An 18,797-nucleotide genomic window follows, 5' to 3' on the forward strand; every position below is an offset into this window, starting at 1 on the left:
CCTCAGATCCGGGTGTCGGGGAAGGGGAACATCTCGGTGTTGGGCGTGCCCTTGAACTCCGACTTCCCTTCGAGCTTGTCGAGGACGATGTCGAGGTTGAAGTCGTGGTCGTCGTAGGCGTTGATGTAGGTCTTGACCTGCGGCATGTCGGGGAGCATGTTGGGCGACGCCGTCGACACCAGGATGGTGGGCAGCTCGTGCACGTACCAGGGCATGTCGAGGGTGCCCTTGGTGCCGGGCCAGTAGGGCCGCTCCACGGCCTGGCCAAGGCCGTTGACGTTGGCCACCGAGAGCACCATGTCGTAGTTGTCGGTGAGATCGGCGATGGCGGACTTGCCTGCGTAGGCGTTCTGCAGGATCGTCCTGACCTCGTCGGCGCTCTTGCCCTTGATCTTGTCCAGCTGCGACTCGTACAGGTCGGCCTCGTAGCCTCGCTCGCGCAGCTTCTCGGCGAACCTGGCGGCGGGGTGCAAGCTGCCGCCGTCGACCATCATCGCGAAGGGGCTGGGCGCGGCGCCGATCGGGACGACGAGGATGCGCTTGAACGTGGACGTCGAGATGGGGAGGTTCCCGGGCTGCTTGTTCTTGACCAGGGTGATGGCGGCGTCGGCCACCTCGACGGCGACCGCCTTGTGCTCGGGCAGGCCGATCTTCGCCAACGCCTCCTCCTTCGGCGGCAGCAGCTCGTTGCCGGGCTTCTTGTAGAGGCCAAGCATCGCCTTCAGTCCGAGGATGCGGGTCAGCGCCTCGTGGAGCCGCACGTCGGAGAGCTTCCCGGACTTCCAGCCCTCCATCATCCAGCCGAAGTCCTCGTCGGGATCGTTGAAGAACAGGAACAGGTCGCAGCCCGCCTCGATGGCGGTGGGGAGGATGTCGGAGCGCTTCATGGCGCCGGTGAGGCCCACCATGTGGCTCGCGTCGGTGACGACGACGCCGTTGAAGCCCAGCTGCTCGCGCAGCAGGTTGGTGTTGATCTCCTTCGACAGGGTGGCCGGGAGGATGTCCTCGTCGGTCATGTCGGGGTTGAAGTGCTTCTGGTACGCGGGAAGGGCGATGTGGCCGGTCATCAGCGACGGGAGGCCCGCGTCGATCAGGCCCTTGTAGAGCCGGCCGAACGTGGCGTCCCACTCGTCGGTGCCTCGCCCCACACCCGGACCGCCTCCTGCCGGCCGAGCCCGGCGTGCGGGCCATCGCCCGCGAGCTCTACTCGCACGTGGCCGACCTGCCCATCGTCTCCCCGCACGGGCACGTGCCCGCGGAGTGGCTCGCCGACGACGCCCCGTTCAGCGACCCCACCACGCTCCTGCTCACCCCGGACCACTACGCGAACCGGATGCTGCACAGCGCCGCCGGCGTGGACCTCGCCGATCTCGGCGTCCCCGTCGGCACCCCGCTGAGCGAGGCGCAGTCGCGTGCCGGCTTCAGGCTCCTGTGCGAGAACTGGAAGGTCCTGCGCGGCACACCGGTGCAGTTCTGGTTCGAATCCTCGTTCGCCGACGTCTTCGGGGTCACGGTCCGCCCGTCTGCGGAGACCGCGGACCAGATCTACGACCAGATCGCCGAGTGCCTCACCCGCGACGAGTACCGCCCGAGGGCGCTGTACCAGCGCTTCAACATTGAGGCCATCGCCACCACCGACGACCCCTGTTCGGACCTCTCGGCGCACGCCAAGCTGGCCGCAGACCCCACCTGGACCGGGCGCGTGGTGCCCACGTTCCGCCCCGACGCCTACCTGGAGCCCGCCCGCCCCGGCTGGCGCAAGCTGACCGAGGACCTGGCCCGTGTCACGGACGTCGACATCTCTGACTACGCCTCGCACGTCGAGGCCATGCGGGTGCGGCGCCTGTTCTTCAAGGAACAGGGCGCGGTGTCCACCGACCACTCGCACGCCGACGCCGGAACCGAGCGCCTGAGCGACGCCCGCGCCGACTTCCTGTTCACGGAGGCCATGACCGGCACCATCTCCGCGCCCGACGCCGACGCCCTGCGCCGCCACATGATCAACGACCAGGCGCGCCTGGCCTGCGACGACGGACTGGTCATGACCCTGCACCCCGCCGTCGCGCGCAACCACGACCCCGCCACCCAGGCCAGGTTCGGTGCCGACGTGGGCGGCGACGTGCCCCACGCCGTCGAGTTCACCCGTGCGCTGCAGCCGCTGCTGTCGTCCTACGGCAACGCCGACGGGTTCCACGTCGTCGTGTTCACCATGGACGAGACCGTGTACTCCCGGGAGCTCGCCCCCCTGGCGGGGTGGTACCGCGGCATGTACGTGGGAGCCCCGTGGTGGTTCATCGACGAGGCGGACGCCATCATGCGCTTCCGCCGCAGCGTCACCGGGTACGCCGGCTTCAGCAAGACCTCCGGCTTCATCGACGACACCCGCGCGTACTGCTCCATCCCCGCCCGCCACGACATGGCCCGCCGCGTGGACTCGGCATTCCTGGCCACCCTCGTCGCCGAGCACCGGCTCGCGATGGATGAGGCCGTCGAGACCGCCATCGATCTTGTTTCCACCCAGCCCAAGAAGGTGTTCAAGCTGTGACTACCACCACTCCCGCTCCCGCCCTGCCGCCCCTCACCCGCGCCGGCTTCGGCCGCCCCGCCGCCCCCGTCCGCATGGTCCACCTGGGTCTGGGCAACTTCACCCGGGCACACCAGGCCTGGTACACCGAGCACGCCAGCGACGCCGCCGAGTGGGGGATCGCGGCGTTCACCGGCCGCCGGCCCACGATGTCGGACCTGCTCACCCCGCAGGACGGCCTCCACACGCTGATCACCAAGGGTGCCCACGGGGACACGTTCGAGGTCATCTCGTCGGTCTCCCGGGTGCACCCGGCCTCGGATTTCGCCGCGCTCGTGGGCTACTTCGCATCGCCTGAGCTCGCCGTCGTGACCTCGACGGTCACCGAAGCCGGCTACCACCGCGCGGCCGACGGCCGGCTGGACCTGGCCGACCCCGCCGTCGCTGCCGACCTTGCCGTCCTGCGGGAACTCGTCGAGGGGGGCGACCTCAGCCCCGAGCGGATCGGCGCTCTCACCGTCGCGACGGTGCCCGCCCGGATCCTGGCGGGCCTGCTTGCCCGCCGCGCCGCCGACGCCGGGCCGCTGACGATCCTGCCCTGCGACAACATCCCGGACAACGGCTCCGCGTTCGCCGCCGTCGTCACGGATGCCGCCGACGCCGTCCAGCCCTCGCTGGTGCACTGGATGGACCGGAACGTGGCCTGGGCCACCAGCATGGTGGACCGGATCACACCGGCCACCACCGACGGGGACCTCGTGGAGGTGGCCCGCACGCAGGGCTACGTCGACGCCTCCCCGGTGCCCACCGAGCCGTTCAGCGAATGGGTGATCAGTGGGGAGTTCCCCGCCGGCCGTCCGGATTGGGAGTCCGCGGGCGTCCAGATCGTCGACGAGGTGGAGCCCTACGAGCAGCGCAAGCTGTGGATGCTCAACGGGTCGCACTCGCTGCTGGCCTACGCCGGGCCCATCCTCGGCGTCGAGACAGTGTCCGAGGCCATCGCCCACCCGACGCTGCGCGCCTGGGTTGAGCAGTGGTGGACCGAGGCCGGGGTCGGGCTACAGGTGCCGTGGGAGGACTACGCCCGGGCGCTGCTCGATCGCTACGAGAACCCCAACATCCGGCACCTCCTGGCCCAGATCGCCAGCGACGGGTCACTGAAACTGCCCGTGCGGATCATGCCGACGGTGAGTGCGTTCCGGGCGCGCGGTGAGGTGCCCGCGGCCGCCTTGCGGCGGTCGCGGCGTGGCTGCTGCACCTCCGCGGGCACGGCGCCCCTGTGCGCGACGCCGGTGTGAGGGCCTTGCCGGGCTCGTCGGCGAGGACCTGCAGGCCGACGCGGCCCGCGTCGTCGCGTTCCTCGACCCGTCGCTCGCCGACGACGTGCAGCTGCGGGACGCTGTGGCGGCGGCCGCCGAGGAGATCCTGGAACTCGAAGGCAACGCCAGGAGGGGCTGACGTCGCCGCGGGCGGCTGCGGCGGTAGGGTCGGGCCATGCGGAAGGTGACACCCGAGGAGTTGGCGGACCGGATCGTCGCGGGATCGCGGGGGCACATCGCCCGCGCCATCACGCTGGTCGAGTCATCGAAGCCGGAGCACCGTGAGCAGGCGCATCAGCTGCTGCGGCTGATCGCCCCGCTCACCGGCAAGGCCTTCCGCGTCGGCATCTCCGGTGTCCCCGGCGCCGGCAAGTCCACCTTCATCGACGCCATGGGGATCAAGCTGATCGACGAGCGGCACCACCGCGTGGCGGTCCTCGCGGTGGACCCGTCGTCGTCGCGGACAGGCGGTTCCATCCTCGGCGACCGCACCCGGATGGCCGAGCTCGCGGCGCGGGAGGACACGTTCATCCGGCCCTCACCGTCGGGGGGCCATCTGGGCGGCGTGGCGCGCGCCACCCGCGAGTCCATGCTCGTCCTGGAGGCGGCCGGCTACAACGTGATCCTGGTGGAGACCGTCGGCGTGGGGCAGTCAGAGGTCGCGGTGGCGGGGATGGTGGACACGTTCCTCATGCTCCAGGTGGCCCGCACCGGTGACCAGCTGCAGGGCATCAAGCGCGGCATCCTCGAGCTCGCGGACGTGATCGCCATCACGAAGGCCGACGGCGACAACGAGCAGGCGGCGAGGGTCGCGGCACGCGAGCTGAGCATCGCGATGAAGCTGATCACCAGCGACACGAAGAAGCGCCGGGCTCCGGTGCTGACCTGCTCGTCGTACACGGGGGTGGGCCTGGACGAGCTGTGGAACACCGTCGAGAAGCATCGTGCCGAGCTGGAGGCGGAGGGGTCGCTGGCCGCCCGCCGGCTGGACCAGCAGCGCGACTGGCTGTGGAACATGGTGCGCGACGAGCTGCTGGAGTCGCTGCGGACCTCGCCTCAGGTGCGTTCTGTCGCGAAGGATGTGGAGGCGCAGTTGGCGGAGGAGTCGCTGTCGGCGCTGGAGGGGTCTCAGTTGATCCTGCGCGCGTTCGCCGACGCCCTGCCCACCTTCCCGTGGGCCCACCACGCCCACCACGGCCACCAGGCCTGACCCCAAACCCCTGGGTGCCGCCTGGGCGCCGCCCTGGGTGTCCTGACCCGTTGACGGTGCCGGGACACGTGAGCCGACGCCCGGGCGGCCGCTGTCTACGGTCTCTGCGAGTTGCGGCGAGTCACGCGTGGGTCGGGTGATCGAGGCCGCCCGGGCCTCGCCTCCCGCCTCCCCGCACTCGATTCCCCGTGGCGTGGCCCTGGGTCAGGGCGTGTGCCGGCCGGGCGGCCCTGGTGAAAGTGGGTTGAGGCGGGAGGCCAGCCTGGTGATCCTCGGGTTGGGCATCCCGACGCGCAGCCGCCCCGCCGACCCCCACCCTCGCATTTGGCTCGCGACGCAGAGCCGACCTGCCGACCCCTACACTCGCACACACCTCGCGTCGGCTCGTCTCAGGGCGGCGGGCCCTGTGGCGCCTGCGATAAGTCTGGCCGCCCGCGCTACAGCGCTGGCTGCCGAACATAGGACAGGCGGCTCCGGGGCGCCTGCGATCTAGAGCAGGCGCCGAGACGCAAGCCAGGCGTCGAGACACAAGCCAGGCGTCGAGACACAAGCCAGTCGACGCGACGGGGACAGCCAGGCGGTGGGTGGTGGGGGCCGGGGCAGGTTGGGTGGGCGTTGATGACGGCGTGGCTGCGCGAAGCGCCGCCGCCGGCATCATGGGCGGCCCGGCCCCCACCACACGCCGCCAGACCCGACCGCCAAGTCGCCCACCGTCGAGAGGGAGTTACATCGAGGGTTGGGGGACGGCAGGGCGGCACTGCGCAGCGGTGCCCAACTTGACGATCACCCAGCTGGCATCCCGCCTGAGCAGACTGACGCCAGGGCCGCCCTGACGGCACACACCCGAACCCGGACACGCCACCAGCAGACGAGTGTGAGGAGACCAGGGACGAGGCCCGGGCGGCCTCACCACCCGACCACCAACGCACCGGCACCAACGCGCAGACCGTAGACAACGGCCGCCCGGGCGACGGGGCTGGGCTCCCCGCACCGGCAGCCAGGGCCAAGACAGCGGGAGCCGAGGGGAACAGAGACGGCACCGGCGGATCACGCGGCCTTCCTCCTTGTCGCAGCCCGATATCGCACCCGCGCAGGCTCGACGGTTAGACTGGCGGCGAACGTGTGCCTGGGGGGAGGCGCTGTCCAAGCACCGAGAGGAGGCACATGGGAGTCTTTGACAAAGCCGAGAAGCGGATCGAGTCCGCCGTGGGCAAGGTCTTCGCGAAGGCCTTCAAGGGTTTCGTGCATCCCGTGGAGATCGTCGCGGGCATCCAGCGCGAGCTCGACGCGGAGGCCAAGCTGCTCTCGCGCGACAAGCGCCTCGTGCCCAATGCCTTCACCATCGGCCTCTCACAGGCGGATTTCGACAGGCTCGTCCCCTACTCGAAGACCCTCAACGCCGAGATCCTGCCCGGCATCCGGGACCACGCCGCGGACCGCCACTACGTGTTCAACGGGCCCGTCACCATCGATTACTCCCTCGACGAATCGCTGCCCACCGGGCAGTTCACCGTAACCAGCCACGCCCTCCCCTCCGAGGGCGCGGGCCATTCCTCCGTTCCTGCGGCTGTCCCTGGACGGCTGGTCGTCGAGGTCAACGGCGTGCGGCATCCGCTGGTGGCGCCAGGCCTGCTGATCGGCCGCGGCGCCGAGGCGGACCTGCGGCTCAACGATCCCGGCGTCTCCCGGCGCCACGCGATGATCAGCGTCTCCGGTGACCCGGACCACCCGGTGATCACCGTCGAGGACCTCGGCTCCACCAACGGCGTGCACGTCAACGGGAGCCGGGTCACCAAGACCCGTGTCGGCGAGGGGGCCAGGATCGAGGTCGGCAACACCAGGCTGCTGATCCACTCACCGACGGGATCCTGAGCGTGTCTGACCTTCTCGTCGGGACGATCAAGATCGTCTTCATGGCCATGATCTGGCTGTTCATCCTCTTCGTCGCCAACGTGGTGCGCACGGACATGTTCGGTCGCCGGGTGCCCGTCTCCTCGCTGGTGGCCATCCCCGCGGACCGGGGGCGGGGCCGCAACCGTTCGAAGCTGCCCACCCGGTTCGCCATCACGGCCGGGGGGCAGCAGGGTACCGCGGTCCCCGTCGAGCCCACCATCAACCTCGGCCGCGCCGCGGACTCCACCCTGCTCCTCGACGACGACTACGCCTCCGCCCGGCATGCCCAACTGGTGCAGAAGGACCCCACCACCTGGGTGATCACGGACCTGCAGTCCACCAACGGCACCTACGTCAACGGCAAACTCGTGACAGAACCCACGAAGGTCACCGTCGGGGACGTGGTCCGCATCGGCAAGACCCTCATGCGGTTCGAGATCTGATCCATGACCTTCTCCCTCCGCTTCGCCGCCCACTCGGAAGTGGGCAGGATCCGCAAGAACAACCAGGACTCCGGCTACGCCTCCCCCACCATGCTGCTGGTCACCGACGGCATGGGCGGCGCCGCAGCGGGTGACCTGGCCTCCGCCGTCGCGGCGCAGGAGGCGGCACGCTCGGATCAGCGCGCGGCTGACGGCGAGGAGATGCTGGAGCGGATGGCCGGGATGATCGCCCGCGCCAACACGAAACTCACGGAGCTGATCGAGGAGGACCTGGAGCTCGACGGCATGGGCACCACCTTCTGCGGCGCCATGTTCAACGGCACCCAGTTCGGGCTGGCGCACATCGGCGATTCCCGCGGCTATCTGCTCCGCGACGGCGAACTCACCCAGCTCACCCACGACCACTCGTGGGTCCAGTCGCTCCTCGACGACGGCAAGATCACCCCGGAGCAGGCCGCCACCCATCCGCACCGCTCGCTCATCCTCAAGGTCCTCAACGGACAGGTCGAGTTCGAGCCGGACCTCGAAGTCCTCGACGCGCAGGTGGGCGACCGCCTCATGTTTTGCTCCGACGGGCTCAGCGGCCTGGTGGACAATGCGACCCTCCGCGAGTTCCTCACCATCGACGACGCGTCGTCTGCGATCTCCCGGCTGTCCGAGACGGCCAACGCCAACGGCGGCCACGACAACATCACCATCGTGATCGGCGACGTCGTGCCCCAGGACGACGCCCTTGACGCGCTCGAGGGCCAGCTCGTCGGCGCCGCCGACGACCTCAAGGTCCCCCGGACGGGGCAGTTGACCATGACGAAGGGCGGCACTGGACGCGGGCCGCAGTGGCCGCAGTCCGCACCCGCCGTCGACGTGGAGCACGACGCGGCGGAGGTGGCGCGCTACGCGCCGCACGAGGCGAAGCACCGCTGGCCCGGCATCACGGCCCTGGTCCTCGCCGTCGCTCTGGTACTCGGTGGCAGCGCGTGGGGGGTCATCTCGTACTCGCGCACCCGCTACTTCGTGGCCGCCGACGACGGGTACGTGGCGATCTACAACGGCATTCCCGGCTCACTGCTGGGGCTGGACCTCAACACCCTCACCCAGCGCACCGACATCCCCGTGACCGACCTGCCCCGTTTCTATCAGCGCGTGGTGGACGGCGCTATCCAGGTGGACAGCCTGCCCGCCGCCCGGGGCACCACCCAGCAGCTGCGCACCCTGGCCGAGCGCTGCGTCGAGGTGCGGGAGGAGAGGCAGCAGCCCACGCCGCAGCTGTCGCCGTCACCCAGCCAGACGGCCACCCCGTCGTCGACGATCCCCGGGCTGCCCACCACCACGCTGTCGGCGGTGCCCGGCGCCACCGCGCAGTCCGCTCCCCCGAGCTTCCTGCTTCCCTCCACCCTCGTCACCGCGACCCCCACGGCCAGCGCCGAGGCTGACCCCGAGGCCTGCTGATGACGGCAGCGGTCCAGCCGGCGGTCTCGGATGAGGTGATCGTCTACAAGAAGCGACGGACGGTCGAGCTGTTCCTGGTGCTGTTCGCTCAGTCGTTCGGTCTGGCCGGTTGGGTCATCACGAGCCTCAACCTCTACGGCGAACTGCCCCAGAACCTGATTCCGGTGACCGCTCTCTGGTACGGGATGGGGGTTGCCGCGCACCTCGTCGTGCGCTTCCGACTGCCCTATGCGGACCCGGTGATCCTGCCGTCGGTGTTCCTCCTCAACGGCCTGGGCCTGGCGATGATCTCGCGGATCGACCAGATCCCTGAGCCCGTCAACGACGACGCGGCCACCCAGCTGCTGTGGACGGCGCTCGGGCTGATCCTGTTCGCCGCCGTCGCGATCGGCCTCCGCGACCACCGCCGCCTCCAGCGCTACCCCTACCTCCTGTTCATCTCCGGCCTTGTGCTGCTGCTGCTGCCGCTGCTCCCGGTGATCGGCGTCTCCTCCGGTGGCGCCCAGATCTGGATCCGGGTCTTCGGCTTCTCGTTCCAGCCCGCCGAGGTGGCCAAGATCGCGCTGTCGATCGCGTTTGCCGCCTACCTCTACGAGAAGCGCGAGGTGCTCGCGCTTGCCGGTAAGCGGTTCATGGGCATCGAACTGCCCCGCGCCCGCGACCTCGGACCCATCGCGGTGATGTGGCTGCTGTGCCTGGTGGTGATGGTGTATCAGAACGACCTGGGCACCTCGATGCTGTTCTTCGGGCTGTTCACGGTGATGATCTACGTGGCGACGGAGCGGCCCGCGTGGCCCATCCTCGCCGGCCTCTCCTTCGTCGTCGCCGCCCTTGCCGCCAACCAGTTCACCCACCACGTGCCGCGCCGCGTCAACGCCTGGCTGGACCCGTTCAGCAACTACGACCAGAACCTTCAGATCATCAGCGCGCAGTTCGGGTTCGCCTGGGGCGGACTGTTCGGCCGCGGCTGGGGCCTCGGCCGGCCCGGGCTCACCCCGCTGGCCAAGAGCGACATGATCGCGGCCGCCCTGGGTGAGGAGATCGGCGTGCTCGGGCTCATGGCCATCGTGCTGGTGTACGCGCTGCTGGTTGCGCGCGGCTTCAAGACGGCAGTCACCTCGCCCGACGGGTTCGGCAAGCTGCTGGCCACCGGGCTGAGCTTCACGTTCGCGCTGCAGGTGTTCGCCATCATCGGCGGCGTCACCCGGCTCCTGCCGCTGACGGGCCTCACCACGCCGTTCATGTCCCAGGGCGGCTCCAGCCTGATCGCCAACTGGATCATCATCGCCATCCTTATGGTGATCTCGCATCGCAGCCGGATGCCCCAGGCCGCCACGGCCGCCCCGCGCGAAATGGGTGCGGTCAACGATGAGACGGCGGTGATCAGCCGATGAACGTGCCCATCCGCAGGGTGACGGTGTTCGTGGCCCTCATGATGGCCGCGCTGCTGCTCAACCTCACCGCCATCTCGGTGGTCCAGGCCGAGGACCTCAACGCGCACCCGAGCAACCGTCGGGTCCGCGACGCCGAGTTCGCCCGCCCCCGCGGCGCCATCCTGGTGGGCAACGAGCCCATCGCCGTCTCGGTGCCCCGGCCCGGCCGGTTCCCCTACGTGCGGACCTATCCCGCGGGAGAGCTGTGGTCGACGGTGACCGGCTGGTACTCCTACGACTACGCCCGCTCCGGCCTCGAGAGCTCCTTCAACGAGGAGCTGGCCGGCACCTCGTCCGAGCAGTCGATCGACCGGATCCTCGATCTGGTCACCGGGCAGAGCTCGCAGGGCGCCAACATCTCCACCACCCTCAACCCGCGCGCCCAGGCCGCGGCCGTCCGCGCCCTGGGCAGCCAGCAGGGCGCCGCCGTCGCGATGAACTACGAGACCGGCGAGATCCTGGCCATGGTCTCCACGCCCACCTACGATCCCAACCGGCTGGCCACCGTCGACCTCGAGGTGGCGCGGGAGGCCTGGACGGAGCTCCTGGACTCCCCGGACGAGCCGCTGAAGAACCGCGCCGCCCGCGAGGTGTACCCGCCCGGCTCCACCTTCAAGCTCGTCACGGCTGCGGCGGCTCTGGAGGACGGCATGGTGCCGAGCAGCGAGTTGGATGCCCCCGCGTCGCTGCGGCTGCCCAACTCCAGCCGCTCCATCGGCAACTCCACCAACTGCGGCGGCACCACCGTGACCCTGCAGCAGGCGCTCCAGACCTCGTGCAACACGGCCTTCGGGTCCCTGGCGCTGGATCTGGGCAGCGACAAGCTGCAGGCGATGGCCGAGGCGTTCGGGTTCAACCAGGAACAGACCCTCGACCTCGCGGCCGCCACGTCACGGTTCCCCACCGAGCTCGACGAGGCCCAGACCGCGTTGTCGGCGATCGGTCAGTACGACGTGGCCGCCTCCCCCCTGCAGATGCTGCAGGTGGCGGCCGCCATCGCCAACGACGGCGTCATGATGTCTCCCTACCTGGTCAGCACCGTGACCAACCAGGACCTGACGGTGCTGAGCTCCCGTGGCCCCGAGGTGATCGGCCAGCCGATCAGCGGCTCCACAGCCGGGCTGCTGCAGCAGATGATGGTGGCCACCGTCGAGGACGGCACCGGGCGCCCCGCGCAGACCGACGGCGTCGTGGTCGGCGGGAAGACTGGCACCGCCCAGACCGCGCCGGACCGCCCCCCCTACGCGTGGTTCGTCGGCTACGCCGAGGACCCGTCGGTGGCCATCGTCGCGTTCGTGGAGAACGCCGACGTGGACCGCGACGACATCTCCGGGGGTCGGCTCGCAGCCCCCATCTTCAAGGCCGTACTGGAGGCTCTCCGATGAACTTCTCAGACACCTCTCAGGTAGATGGCGCACTATTGTGCGTGACTGACCGAAAGGATCGTTAAGCGATGACAGAGCGAGGAGCGCTGCTCGGCGGCCGCTATGAACTCGACCAGGTGATCGGTCGGGGCGGCATGGCCGAGGTGTGGCGCGCACGGGATCTCCGTCTCGAGCGCGATGTGGCGGTCAAACGGTTGCGGGTGGACCTGGCCAGCGACCCCACGTTCCAGGCCCGTTTTCGACGGGAGGCTCAGTCCGCGGCCGGTCTGAACCACCCCAACATCGTCGCGGTCTACGACACCGGCGAGGAGCGCGACCCCTCGTCGGAGGTCTCTGTCCCCTACATCGTGATGGAGCTCGTCGAGGGCGTGACGCTGCGCGAGGTCCTGCGCGATGGCCGCAAGATCGTGCCGGACCGCGCCATGGAGTTCACGGCCGGCGTGCTCGACGCCCTGGCCTACTCGCACCGCGCCGGCATCATCCACCGCGACATCAAGCCCGCCAACGTCATGCTCACCCCCAACGGCACCGTCAAGGTGATGGACTTCGGCATCGCCAGGGCTGTCGCGGACACCTCCGCCACCATGACGCAGACCGCGGCCGTGATCGGCACCGCGCAATACCTGTCCCCCGAGCAGGCGCGCGGCGAGAAGGTGGACAACCGCTCGGACATCTACTCCGTCGGCTGCCTGCTGTACGAACTGCTCACCTCGCAGCCACTGTTCAAGGGCGACTCCCCCGTGAGCGTCGCCTACCAGCACGTGCGGGAGATTCCCGTGCCGCCGTCGGAGATCGACACCGAGATCAGCCCGTCGATGGACGCGATCGTGCTGAAGTCGCTGGCGAAGGACCCGCGGGACCGCTACCAGGACGCCTCCGAGATGCGCGAGGACCTTCTCCGCGCTCTGAACGGGCAGCCTGTGCTGGCCGCGTTGCCGGCAGAGCCGGCCACGAAGGTGATTCCGAGCGATCCGATGACCACCACCGCGCGACGGGGGGCTGTGGTGCCTGCTCCGTCGCCGGTGCTCTCTCCCACCGACACGGACCTGATGGAGCCCGAGGAGAAGAAGTCCAACAAGGGCGTGATCGCGCTGGCGATCGTCGCCGGGCTCATCCTGATCGCCATGGGCGTGGCCATCTGGACCATCCTCAACCCGCCTGAGCCGCCGTCGACGGCAACAGTCCAGATTCCGACGGTGGTGGGGCAGACCGAGCTGGCGGCCACCAACATCCTCACCGACGCCCGGCTGGTGCCCAACGTCACCTACGAGGCGCGCTCGGACGTCGACGAGGGGGTGGTGCTGAGCTCGGATCCAGTGGCGGGGACGATGGTGGAACCCGGGTCACGGGTGGCACTGGTGGTCTCCAGCGGGCCGGACGAGAAGACGGTGCCCGATGGGCTGACGGGGGTCACGGTCGCGGAGGCTCGACGGTTGCTCGAGGCGGCCGGACTGACCCAGGTCACCGAGGAGGATGCGGACCCGGCCACCGAGCCGATCGATGCTGTCGCGGGGAATGTGGTGTCGGTGAATCCGGCCTCCGGTGCGACGGTGCCGCCGGATCAGCAGATCGTGCTGACCGTGGCGACGGGTCGTTCGCTGGTGCCCGTGCTGACGGAGCGCACGGCGTCGGCGGCGCAGCGTGAGGCTGAGGCTGCGGGCTTCCGGGTTGAGGTCACTGAGGAGGAGACCACTGAGGTGTCGTCCGGCCTGGTCTTCGATCAGGATCAGACCGCCGGTACGGCGCTGGACCGTGGAACGGTGATCAACATCAGGGTCGCGGTGGCTCCCCCGGAGGTTGAACCCACGACGCCTCCGCCCACGAGTGAGCCACCCGTCGTTGAGACCCCGACACCTCCCCCTTCCCCGCCGGCCTCTGAGCCCCCGACTCCTGACCCGTCCGCGACCCCGTAGCCCCGGACGACGCGGAGCGGCTTGGCCCGGCCTTCCCGCTCCCTGAGCTGAGAAGGGCCGCCCATCCGCTCCCTGGGAGGGCCGCCCGCGTAGCGGCGCGGATCGTCCCCTCGCTCCCTGAGGAGGGCCGCCCGCGGAGCGGCGCAGCCGTCTTTCCGCTCCCTGAGGAGGGCCGCCCGCGGAGCGGCGAGGACCGTCCCCTTTCGCTCCCTGAGGAGGGCCGCCCGCGAAGCGGCGAGGACCGTCCCCTTTCGCTCCCTGAGGAGGGCCGCCCGCGAAGCGGCGTGGACCGTCTCGAAGGGTCGTGACTACCACCTTCATGCAGTTCTGGTGGTCGGGTGCGGGGAGCCGTGAGTCGATGCCCAGGCGGCCGTTGTCCAGGGTCCGCTGATCGCCGCCGGTCAATCTGTGGTCGGTTTGTTGAGGCCGCCCGGGCATCGTCTCCCGTCTCCCCGCACTCGGTCCTCCCTGTGGCGTGGTCCTGTCCCGGGTGCGGGCCGGCAGGGTGGCGTGGGGGTTGGGTCTGCTTGGGCGGGATGCCAGCTGGGTGATCGTCGGGTTGGGCACCGCTGCGCAGTGCCGCCCTGCCGTCCCCAACCCGTGCGTTCACGCGCAGGTTCTGGAGCCTTCGAAATCTCCCGCGGAAGATCGGAAATCGGGGGTGCCCCCAGAGTGTGGCCTCGGGGTCGGTCTACCATCCCGGAATCCACACTCTGCGGAGGGGTGGTAGCCCCCGGGGGCCGGGATCAGTCGAGGGTGGTGGTGACCAACGGGGACATGCCCTCGGCGCGGCGCGGGGCGTCGTCGTCGCCACACTCGACCAACCAGTTGGCCAACATCTGATATCCCCCCTCGGTGAGCACCGACTCAGGGTGGAACTGGACCGCCTCGACGGCGAGGTCGCGGTGCCGGACCGCCATGATCACACCGGTCTCCGTGCGTGCAGTGACCTCAAGCACGTCAGGCACGGTCTCCTCGACGATGGCCAGCGAGTGGTAGCGCGTGGTGGTCACCGGCGATGGCAGGCCCTTGAACACGCCCTTGCCCTCGTGGAACACCGGGGAGGTCTTGCCGTGCAGCAACTCCGGCGCGCGGTCCACGACACCGCCGTAGGCCACGCCCATGGCCTGGAGGCCGAGACACACCCCGAACAGCGGCTTCACGCCGCCGAGCGTGCGCACCACGTCGATGCACACCCCGGCCTCCTCGGGCGTGCCGGGCCCCGGGGAGAGGAGCACGCCGTCGAAGCGCTTGTGCCAGCCCTCCTCCGCGAAGCGCGGATCGTCGTTGCGCCACACCTCGACCTCGGCGCCGATCTGCGCCAGGTAGGACACGATGTTGTAGACGAACGAGTCGTAGTTGTCGATCACGAGGATGGCTGCCACGCGGCCATTGTGCCACCGGGAGCCCGATCCGCCGCGCGCCGTTCGGCGGCGCCGCGACACCGTCAGCCGGCGGCCTGCGCCAGGGAGATGCCGGTTGTGCCGCTGAAGGCGGGTAGCTCCAGCTGCTGGGGCCGTTCCACCGCGTAGCCGAGGCCGTAGGCGTCAACGTACTGCCGGTAGATCTGCACCGCCTCGGACGCATCGAGCCCAGCCTGCAGCCGCTGCTGATCCCCGACGGCCTCGATCACATACGGCGGCGCGTACGGGATGCCGTGCAGCACGACGGTGTTGCCGACGCACTTGATGCCGGTGGTCGCGATCACGCGCTGGCCCTGAATGGTCATCGCCTCCGCCCCGCCGGCCCACAGCGCGTTGGCCACCGCCTGGATGTCCTGCTGGTGGACGACGAGCGCGTCGTCGTCGACACCTGCGGGGCGGACGTCGTTGGGGGCGTCGGTCAGCGTCACCCTCAGGCCCGGCCCGCCCACCGCGACCAGGCCCGCCTGGAACTCGGCTTCAGCGAGGTCGTCGGCGAGATCCCCTGTGCCCACCTGGCCCGAGCCGAGCGACGCCACCTCGGCCCGCAGCTCGTCAGCCTCCAGGCTCAACTCCGCGTTGCGCTGGCCCTGCGACACGATGAGGTCGCGCATGTCCGCGTTGCGGTCCGTCCTCAGATCCGTGCCTCGGGCTGCCAGCGCCGCCACCGTCATCATGAAGCCCGCCAGCACACAGACCAGGATGGTGGTCACCCGTCCGCGGCCGGAGCGGTGCCGAAGCTGGTTCTTGCCGATGTTGGCGCGCACGCGCGGCACCCGCTGCTTCAGCGCGCCCCACATGCCCATGGCCCCACGGTACCCGGCGCGCGGCGCGCCAGGGATTCCTCAGGCGCCGATGTGGGCGATTCGTCGACGCTGACCTAGGCTAGGTGCCCGACGAAGGAGGCAAAAGTGCCCGAATCAAAGGTGCGCAAGACCGCCGAGGACAAGAAGAAGTCCAAGGCGAAGGCAGAGCTCACGGAGCAGCGACGTGAAGCCGCCCGGTTGGCGCCCCGCGGACGGTCCTGGGTGCCGGCGGTCTTCCTGCCGATCGGCCTCATCGGCGTCGCCTGGATGGTCACCTGGAACCTGGCCTATGAGTACATCGGCTTCATGCGCTCCCTCGGGGACTGGAACCTGGCCATCGGCCTGGGCCTGATCGTCGTGAGCTTCACGGGAATGACCCTGTGGAAGTGACCGGGATCGGCACATTCGACGCCGTCATCTTCGACTTCGACGGCACCCTCGCCGATTCCATCGCCTCGATGCATCGCGCCTACAGGCTGTGGGCCGCCGAGTACGGGGTGGATCTCGAGACCCTGCGGCAGTACACGGGCCGGCCGGCCGAGGCGGTGGCGCGCGCTCTCCTGCCAGCGGACATCGCGCCCGCTGCCGGGGCACGGATCGACGAGTTGGAGGTCTCGGACACCGACGGCGTGGTGGCGCTCCCAGGAGCGGCCGCTGCCTTCGCGGCCATCCCCACCCACCGTCGCGCCATCGCCACCTCCTGCACGACCGCGCTCCTGGACGCCCGACTGTGCGCCACCGGCCTGCCGCGCCCCGAGATCATCGTGACACGGGACCAGGTGGAGAACGGGAAGCCCGCCCCGGACAGCTTCCTGCTCGCCGCCGAGCGGCTGGGCGTGGATCCCGCGCGCTGCCTGGTCTGCGAGGACGCCCCCGCCGGGGTGGCCGCCGCCCGATCGGCCGGCATGAAGGTGCTGGGCGTCCTGACCGAGCACCGCGCCGACGAGCTCGCCGCGGACTGGACCACCGAAAGCCTCGCCGGCGTGGTCTTCGAGGACACCGTCGACGGGGTGCGCGTCAGCTGGGCGTGAGCCCTCGCCGTGACGGGCGGGACACCCCCACCCGTTAGGATGTCCCGCGTGACTGATACCCCCTCCGCCCTGCCCAGCGACTCGGAACAGACCGCCATCCGCAAGGAGAAGCGCGCCCGGTTGCTGGACGCCGGGGTTGAGCCGTATCCGGCGGACCTGGAGCGCAGCCACACCCTGCGGGCAATCCGGGGCACCTGGGGACACCTTGAGGCCGGGCAGGAGACGCAGGACCTCGTCACCACCGGCGGGCGCGTGGTCTTCATCCGCAACACCGGCAAGCTGGCCTTCGCCACCCTGCAGGACGGCTTCACCCCCGACGACAACGGCGAGCGCCTCCAGGTGATGCTGTCGCTGGCCGAGGTGGGCGATGAGGCGCTCGCGGCGTGGAAGACGGATGTGGACCTCGGGGACTTCGTCTGGGTGACCGGGCGGGTCATCTCGTCGAAGCGCGGCGAACTGTCGATCATGGCCGGCGAGTGGCGGATGGCCGCCAAGTCGCTGCGGCCGCTGCCGGTGATGCACAAGGACCTGTCCGAGGAGGCACGCGTCCGCCGCCGCTACGTCGATCTCATCGTGCGCGACGAGGCCCGCCAGATGGTGCGCGCCCGTTCCGCCATCACCCGAGCCATCCGCGAAACGCTCTACGCCCAGGACTACCTCGAGGTGGAGACCCCCACCCTGCAGTTGGTGCACGGCGGAGCCGCGGCGCGCCCGTTCACCACCCACATCAACGCGTTCGACATCGACATGACGCTGCGGATCGCTCTCGAGCTGCACCTCAAGCGGACAATGGTGGGCGGCGCGGACCGCGTCTTCGAGATGGGGCGGGTGTTCCGCAACGAGGGGATCGACTCCACGCATTCGGCCGAGTTCACGATGCTCGAGGCCTACATGGCGTGGGGCGACCAGCGCACGATCGCGCGGCTGATCCAGGACATCGTCGTGGCGGCGGCGGACGCGGTGGGGTCGCGGCAGATCGAGACGCCGAAGGGCGTCATCGACCTCGACGGCGAGTGGCCGTGGCTGTCGGTCTTCCCGGCCATGTCCGAGCGGTTCGGGGAGGAGATCACCGTCGACACGCCCCTGGAGACCCTGCACCGGATCGCCGACGCGCACGAGGTGGAGTACGACCCCAAGTGGGCCGCGGACAAGATGGCGATGGAGCTGTTCTCCGAGGTGATCGAACCGGACCTGCTGCAGCCCACGTTCGTCTATGACTACCCGTCGATCGCCCAGCCGCTGGCGCGCCAGCACCGCTCGGAGCCGGGGAAGGTCGAGGCGTGGGACCTGATCATCGGCGGCCTCGAGCGCGGCACCGGCTTCACCGAGCTGGTGGACCCGGTGATCCAGCGGGAAGTGCTGGTGTCCCAGTCGCTCAAGGCGGCCGGGGGTGATCCGGAGGCGATGCAGTTCGACGGCGACTTCATCGAGGCGCTCGAGTACGGGGTGCCGCCGATGGGCGGTCTGGGGTTGGGCATCGACCGGTTGATCATGCTGCTGACGGGCGTCGGCATCCGCGAGACGATCCTCTACCCCCTGTTGCGCCCCCACGCCTGACCTCCCCTGGTGGGGCTGCGGGAGGTGTGGGTCGGTTTCGACGCGCGCTGCGCCGCTTCGCGGCTTGGCGCGGCTCAACCAGCGGAGCTGCAGGACAGCGCGAGCAGCGACCGACGGCCGGCCCACCGGCCCCTGAGGAGGCCGGCGTCGCGCAGCGACCGTTGTCCGTCTCGAAGGGTCGTGACGGAATCCGTGCGCAAGACTGCTTGTCATCTCGCGATTCGACCCTTCGAGACGGGGCTCGCCGCTCCGCGCGCGCCCCTCCTCAGGGAGCGGATTGAGGCGCTTTGCGGGTCCTGGGTTCTGCGTCAGGGCAGGTCGGTTTCGACGCGCGTTGCGCCGCTCCGCGGCTTGGCGCGGCTCAACCGGCGGGAAGGCGGGACGACGCCGGATCCAGGTTCCAGCGAAGGCGG

At 69.9% G+C, this 18,797-nt stretch carries 16 protein-coding genes; 13 read left to right on the forward strand and 3 right to left on the reverse strand.

What is annotated here, in order from left to right; all coding sequences use genetic code 11:
- Positions 1 to 2: 2 nt before the first annotated feature.
- Positions 3 to 1,148 carry a glycoside hydrolase family 3 protein gene (locus tag H5398_RS14375; protein ID WP_182800492.1) on the reverse strand — a complete coding sequence of 382 codons (1,146 nt, stop codon included), beginning with the start codon at positions 1,146 to 1,148 and terminating at the stop codon, positions 3 to 5.
- Positions 1,149 to 1,180: 32 nt separating this feature from the next.
- Here H5398_RS14375 and uxaC point away from each other — a divergent pair, with 32 nt between their 5' ends.
- The 10 genes from uxaC (at position 1,181) to pknB (ending at position 13,569) form a co-directional block, all read left to right on the forward strand.
- Positions 1,181 to 2,545, forward strand: coding sequence for a glucuronate isomerase (gene uxaC, locus H5398_RS14380; protein WP_370586138.1), 1,365 nt, complete (start codon positions 1,181 to 1,183; stop codon positions 2,543 to 2,545).
- Positions 2,542 to 3,822, forward strand: a complete 1,281-nt coding sequence (locus H5398_RS14385; RefSeq protein WP_220489487.1) for a mannitol dehydrogenase family protein — start codon at positions 2,542 to 2,544, stop codon at positions 3,820 to 3,822. The genes uxaC and H5398_RS14385 overlap by 4 nt, the downstream gene beginning before the upstream one ends.
- Positions 3,770 to 3,982 (forward strand): hypothetical protein, encoded by a 213-nt coding sequence (locus H5398_RS16905; RefSeq protein ID WP_220489489.1) that lies wholly within the window; start codon positions 3,770 to 3,772, stop codon positions 3,980 to 3,982. Before H5398_RS14385 ends, H5398_RS16905 begins: the two co-directional genes overlap by 53 nt.
- A gap of 36 nt (positions 3,983 to 4,018) precedes the next feature.
- Positions 4,019 to 5,053: a methylmalonyl Co-A mutase-associated GTPase MeaB gene (meaB, locus tag H5398_RS14390; protein WP_182800493.1), complete on the forward strand. Its 1,035-nt coding sequence runs from the start codon at positions 4,019 to 4,021 to the stop codon at positions 5,051 to 5,053.
- Between the two features lie 1,164 nt (positions 5,054 to 6,217).
- Positions 6,218 to 6,925 carry a DUF3662 and FHA domain-containing protein gene (locus H5398_RS14395; RefSeq protein ID WP_182800494.1) on the forward strand — a complete coding sequence of 236 codons (708 nt, stop codon included), beginning with the start codon at positions 6,218 to 6,220 and terminating at the stop codon, positions 6,923 to 6,925.
- A gap of 2 nt (positions 6,926 to 6,927) precedes the next feature.
- Complete coding sequence (locus tag H5398_RS14400; protein WP_182800495.1) at positions 6,928 to 7,389, forward strand: FHA domain-containing protein; 462 nt, start codon at positions 6,928 to 6,930, stop codon at positions 7,387 to 7,389.
- Between the two features lie 3 nt (positions 7,390 to 7,392).
- On the forward strand, positions 7,393 to 8,838 hold the full coding sequence (locus H5398_RS14405) for a PP2C family serine/threonine-protein phosphatase (protein WP_182800496.1): 1,446 nt from the start codon (positions 7,393 to 7,395) through the stop codon (positions 8,836 to 8,838).
- Positions 8,838 to 10,232, forward strand: coding sequence for an FtsW/RodA/SpoVE family cell cycle protein (locus H5398_RS14410; protein ID WP_182783149.1), 1,395 nt, complete (start codon positions 8,838 to 8,840; stop codon positions 10,230 to 10,232). The genes H5398_RS14405 and H5398_RS14410 overlap by 1 nt, the downstream gene beginning before the upstream one ends.
- Entirely contained in the window at positions 10,229 to 11,656 is a 1,428-nt protein-coding gene (locus tag H5398_RS14415; protein ID WP_182800497.1) for a penicillin-binding protein 2, read from the forward strand. Before H5398_RS14410 ends, H5398_RS14415 begins: the two co-directional genes overlap by 4 nt.
- 68 nt (positions 11,657 to 11,724) lie before the next feature.
- Positions 11,725 to 13,569, forward strand: coding sequence for a Stk1 family PASTA domain-containing Ser/Thr kinase (pknB, locus tag H5398_RS14420; protein WP_182783147.1), 1,845 nt, complete (start codon positions 11,725 to 11,727; stop codon positions 13,567 to 13,569).
- A 746-nt stretch (positions 13,570 to 14,315) separates the two neighbouring features.
- Here pknB and H5398_RS14425 read toward each other — a convergent pair.
- Both H5398_RS14425 and H5398_RS14430 read right to left on the reverse strand, forming a co-directional pair.
- Entirely contained in the window at positions 14,316 to 14,954 is a 639-nt protein-coding gene (locus H5398_RS14425; protein ID WP_182800498.1) for an aminodeoxychorismate/anthranilate synthase component II, read from the reverse strand.
- A 62-nt stretch (positions 14,955 to 15,016) separates the two neighbouring features.
- Positions 15,017 to 15,796, reverse strand: a complete 780-nt coding sequence (locus H5398_RS14430; RefSeq protein ID WP_255443759.1) for a DUF881 domain-containing protein — start codon at positions 15,794 to 15,796, stop codon at positions 15,017 to 15,019.
- A 105-nt stretch (positions 15,797 to 15,901) separates the two neighbouring features.
- Here H5398_RS14430 and H5398_RS14435 point away from each other — a divergent pair, with 105 nt between their 5' ends.
- The 3 genes from H5398_RS14435 to H5398_RS14445 are packed head-to-tail and all read left to right on the forward strand — an operon-like array spanning position 15,902 to position 18,384.
- Positions 15,902 to 16,186: a cell division protein CrgA gene (locus H5398_RS14435; protein ID WP_182783145.1), complete on the forward strand. Its 285-nt coding sequence runs from the start codon at positions 15,902 to 15,904 to the stop codon at positions 16,184 to 16,186.
- Positions 16,183 to 16,827: an HAD-IA family hydrolase gene (locus tag H5398_RS14440; RefSeq protein ID WP_182800499.1), complete on the forward strand. Its 645-nt coding sequence runs from the start codon at positions 16,183 to 16,185 to the stop codon at positions 16,825 to 16,827. The genes H5398_RS14435 and H5398_RS14440 overlap by 4 nt, the downstream gene beginning before the upstream one ends.
- Positions 16,828 to 16,875: 48 nt before the next feature.
- A complete protein-coding gene (locus tag H5398_RS14445; RefSeq protein ID WP_370586139.1) occupies positions 16,876 to 18,384 on the forward strand; it encodes a lysine--tRNA ligase in 1,509 nt (502 codons plus the stop codon).
- Positions 18,385 to 18,797 lie beyond the last annotated feature (413 nt).

Source organism: Tessaracoccus sp. MC1679 (assembly GCF_014164775.1).
Taxonomy (GTDB): Bacteria; Actinomycetota; Actinomycetes; order Propionibacteriales; family Propionibacteriaceae; genus Arachnia.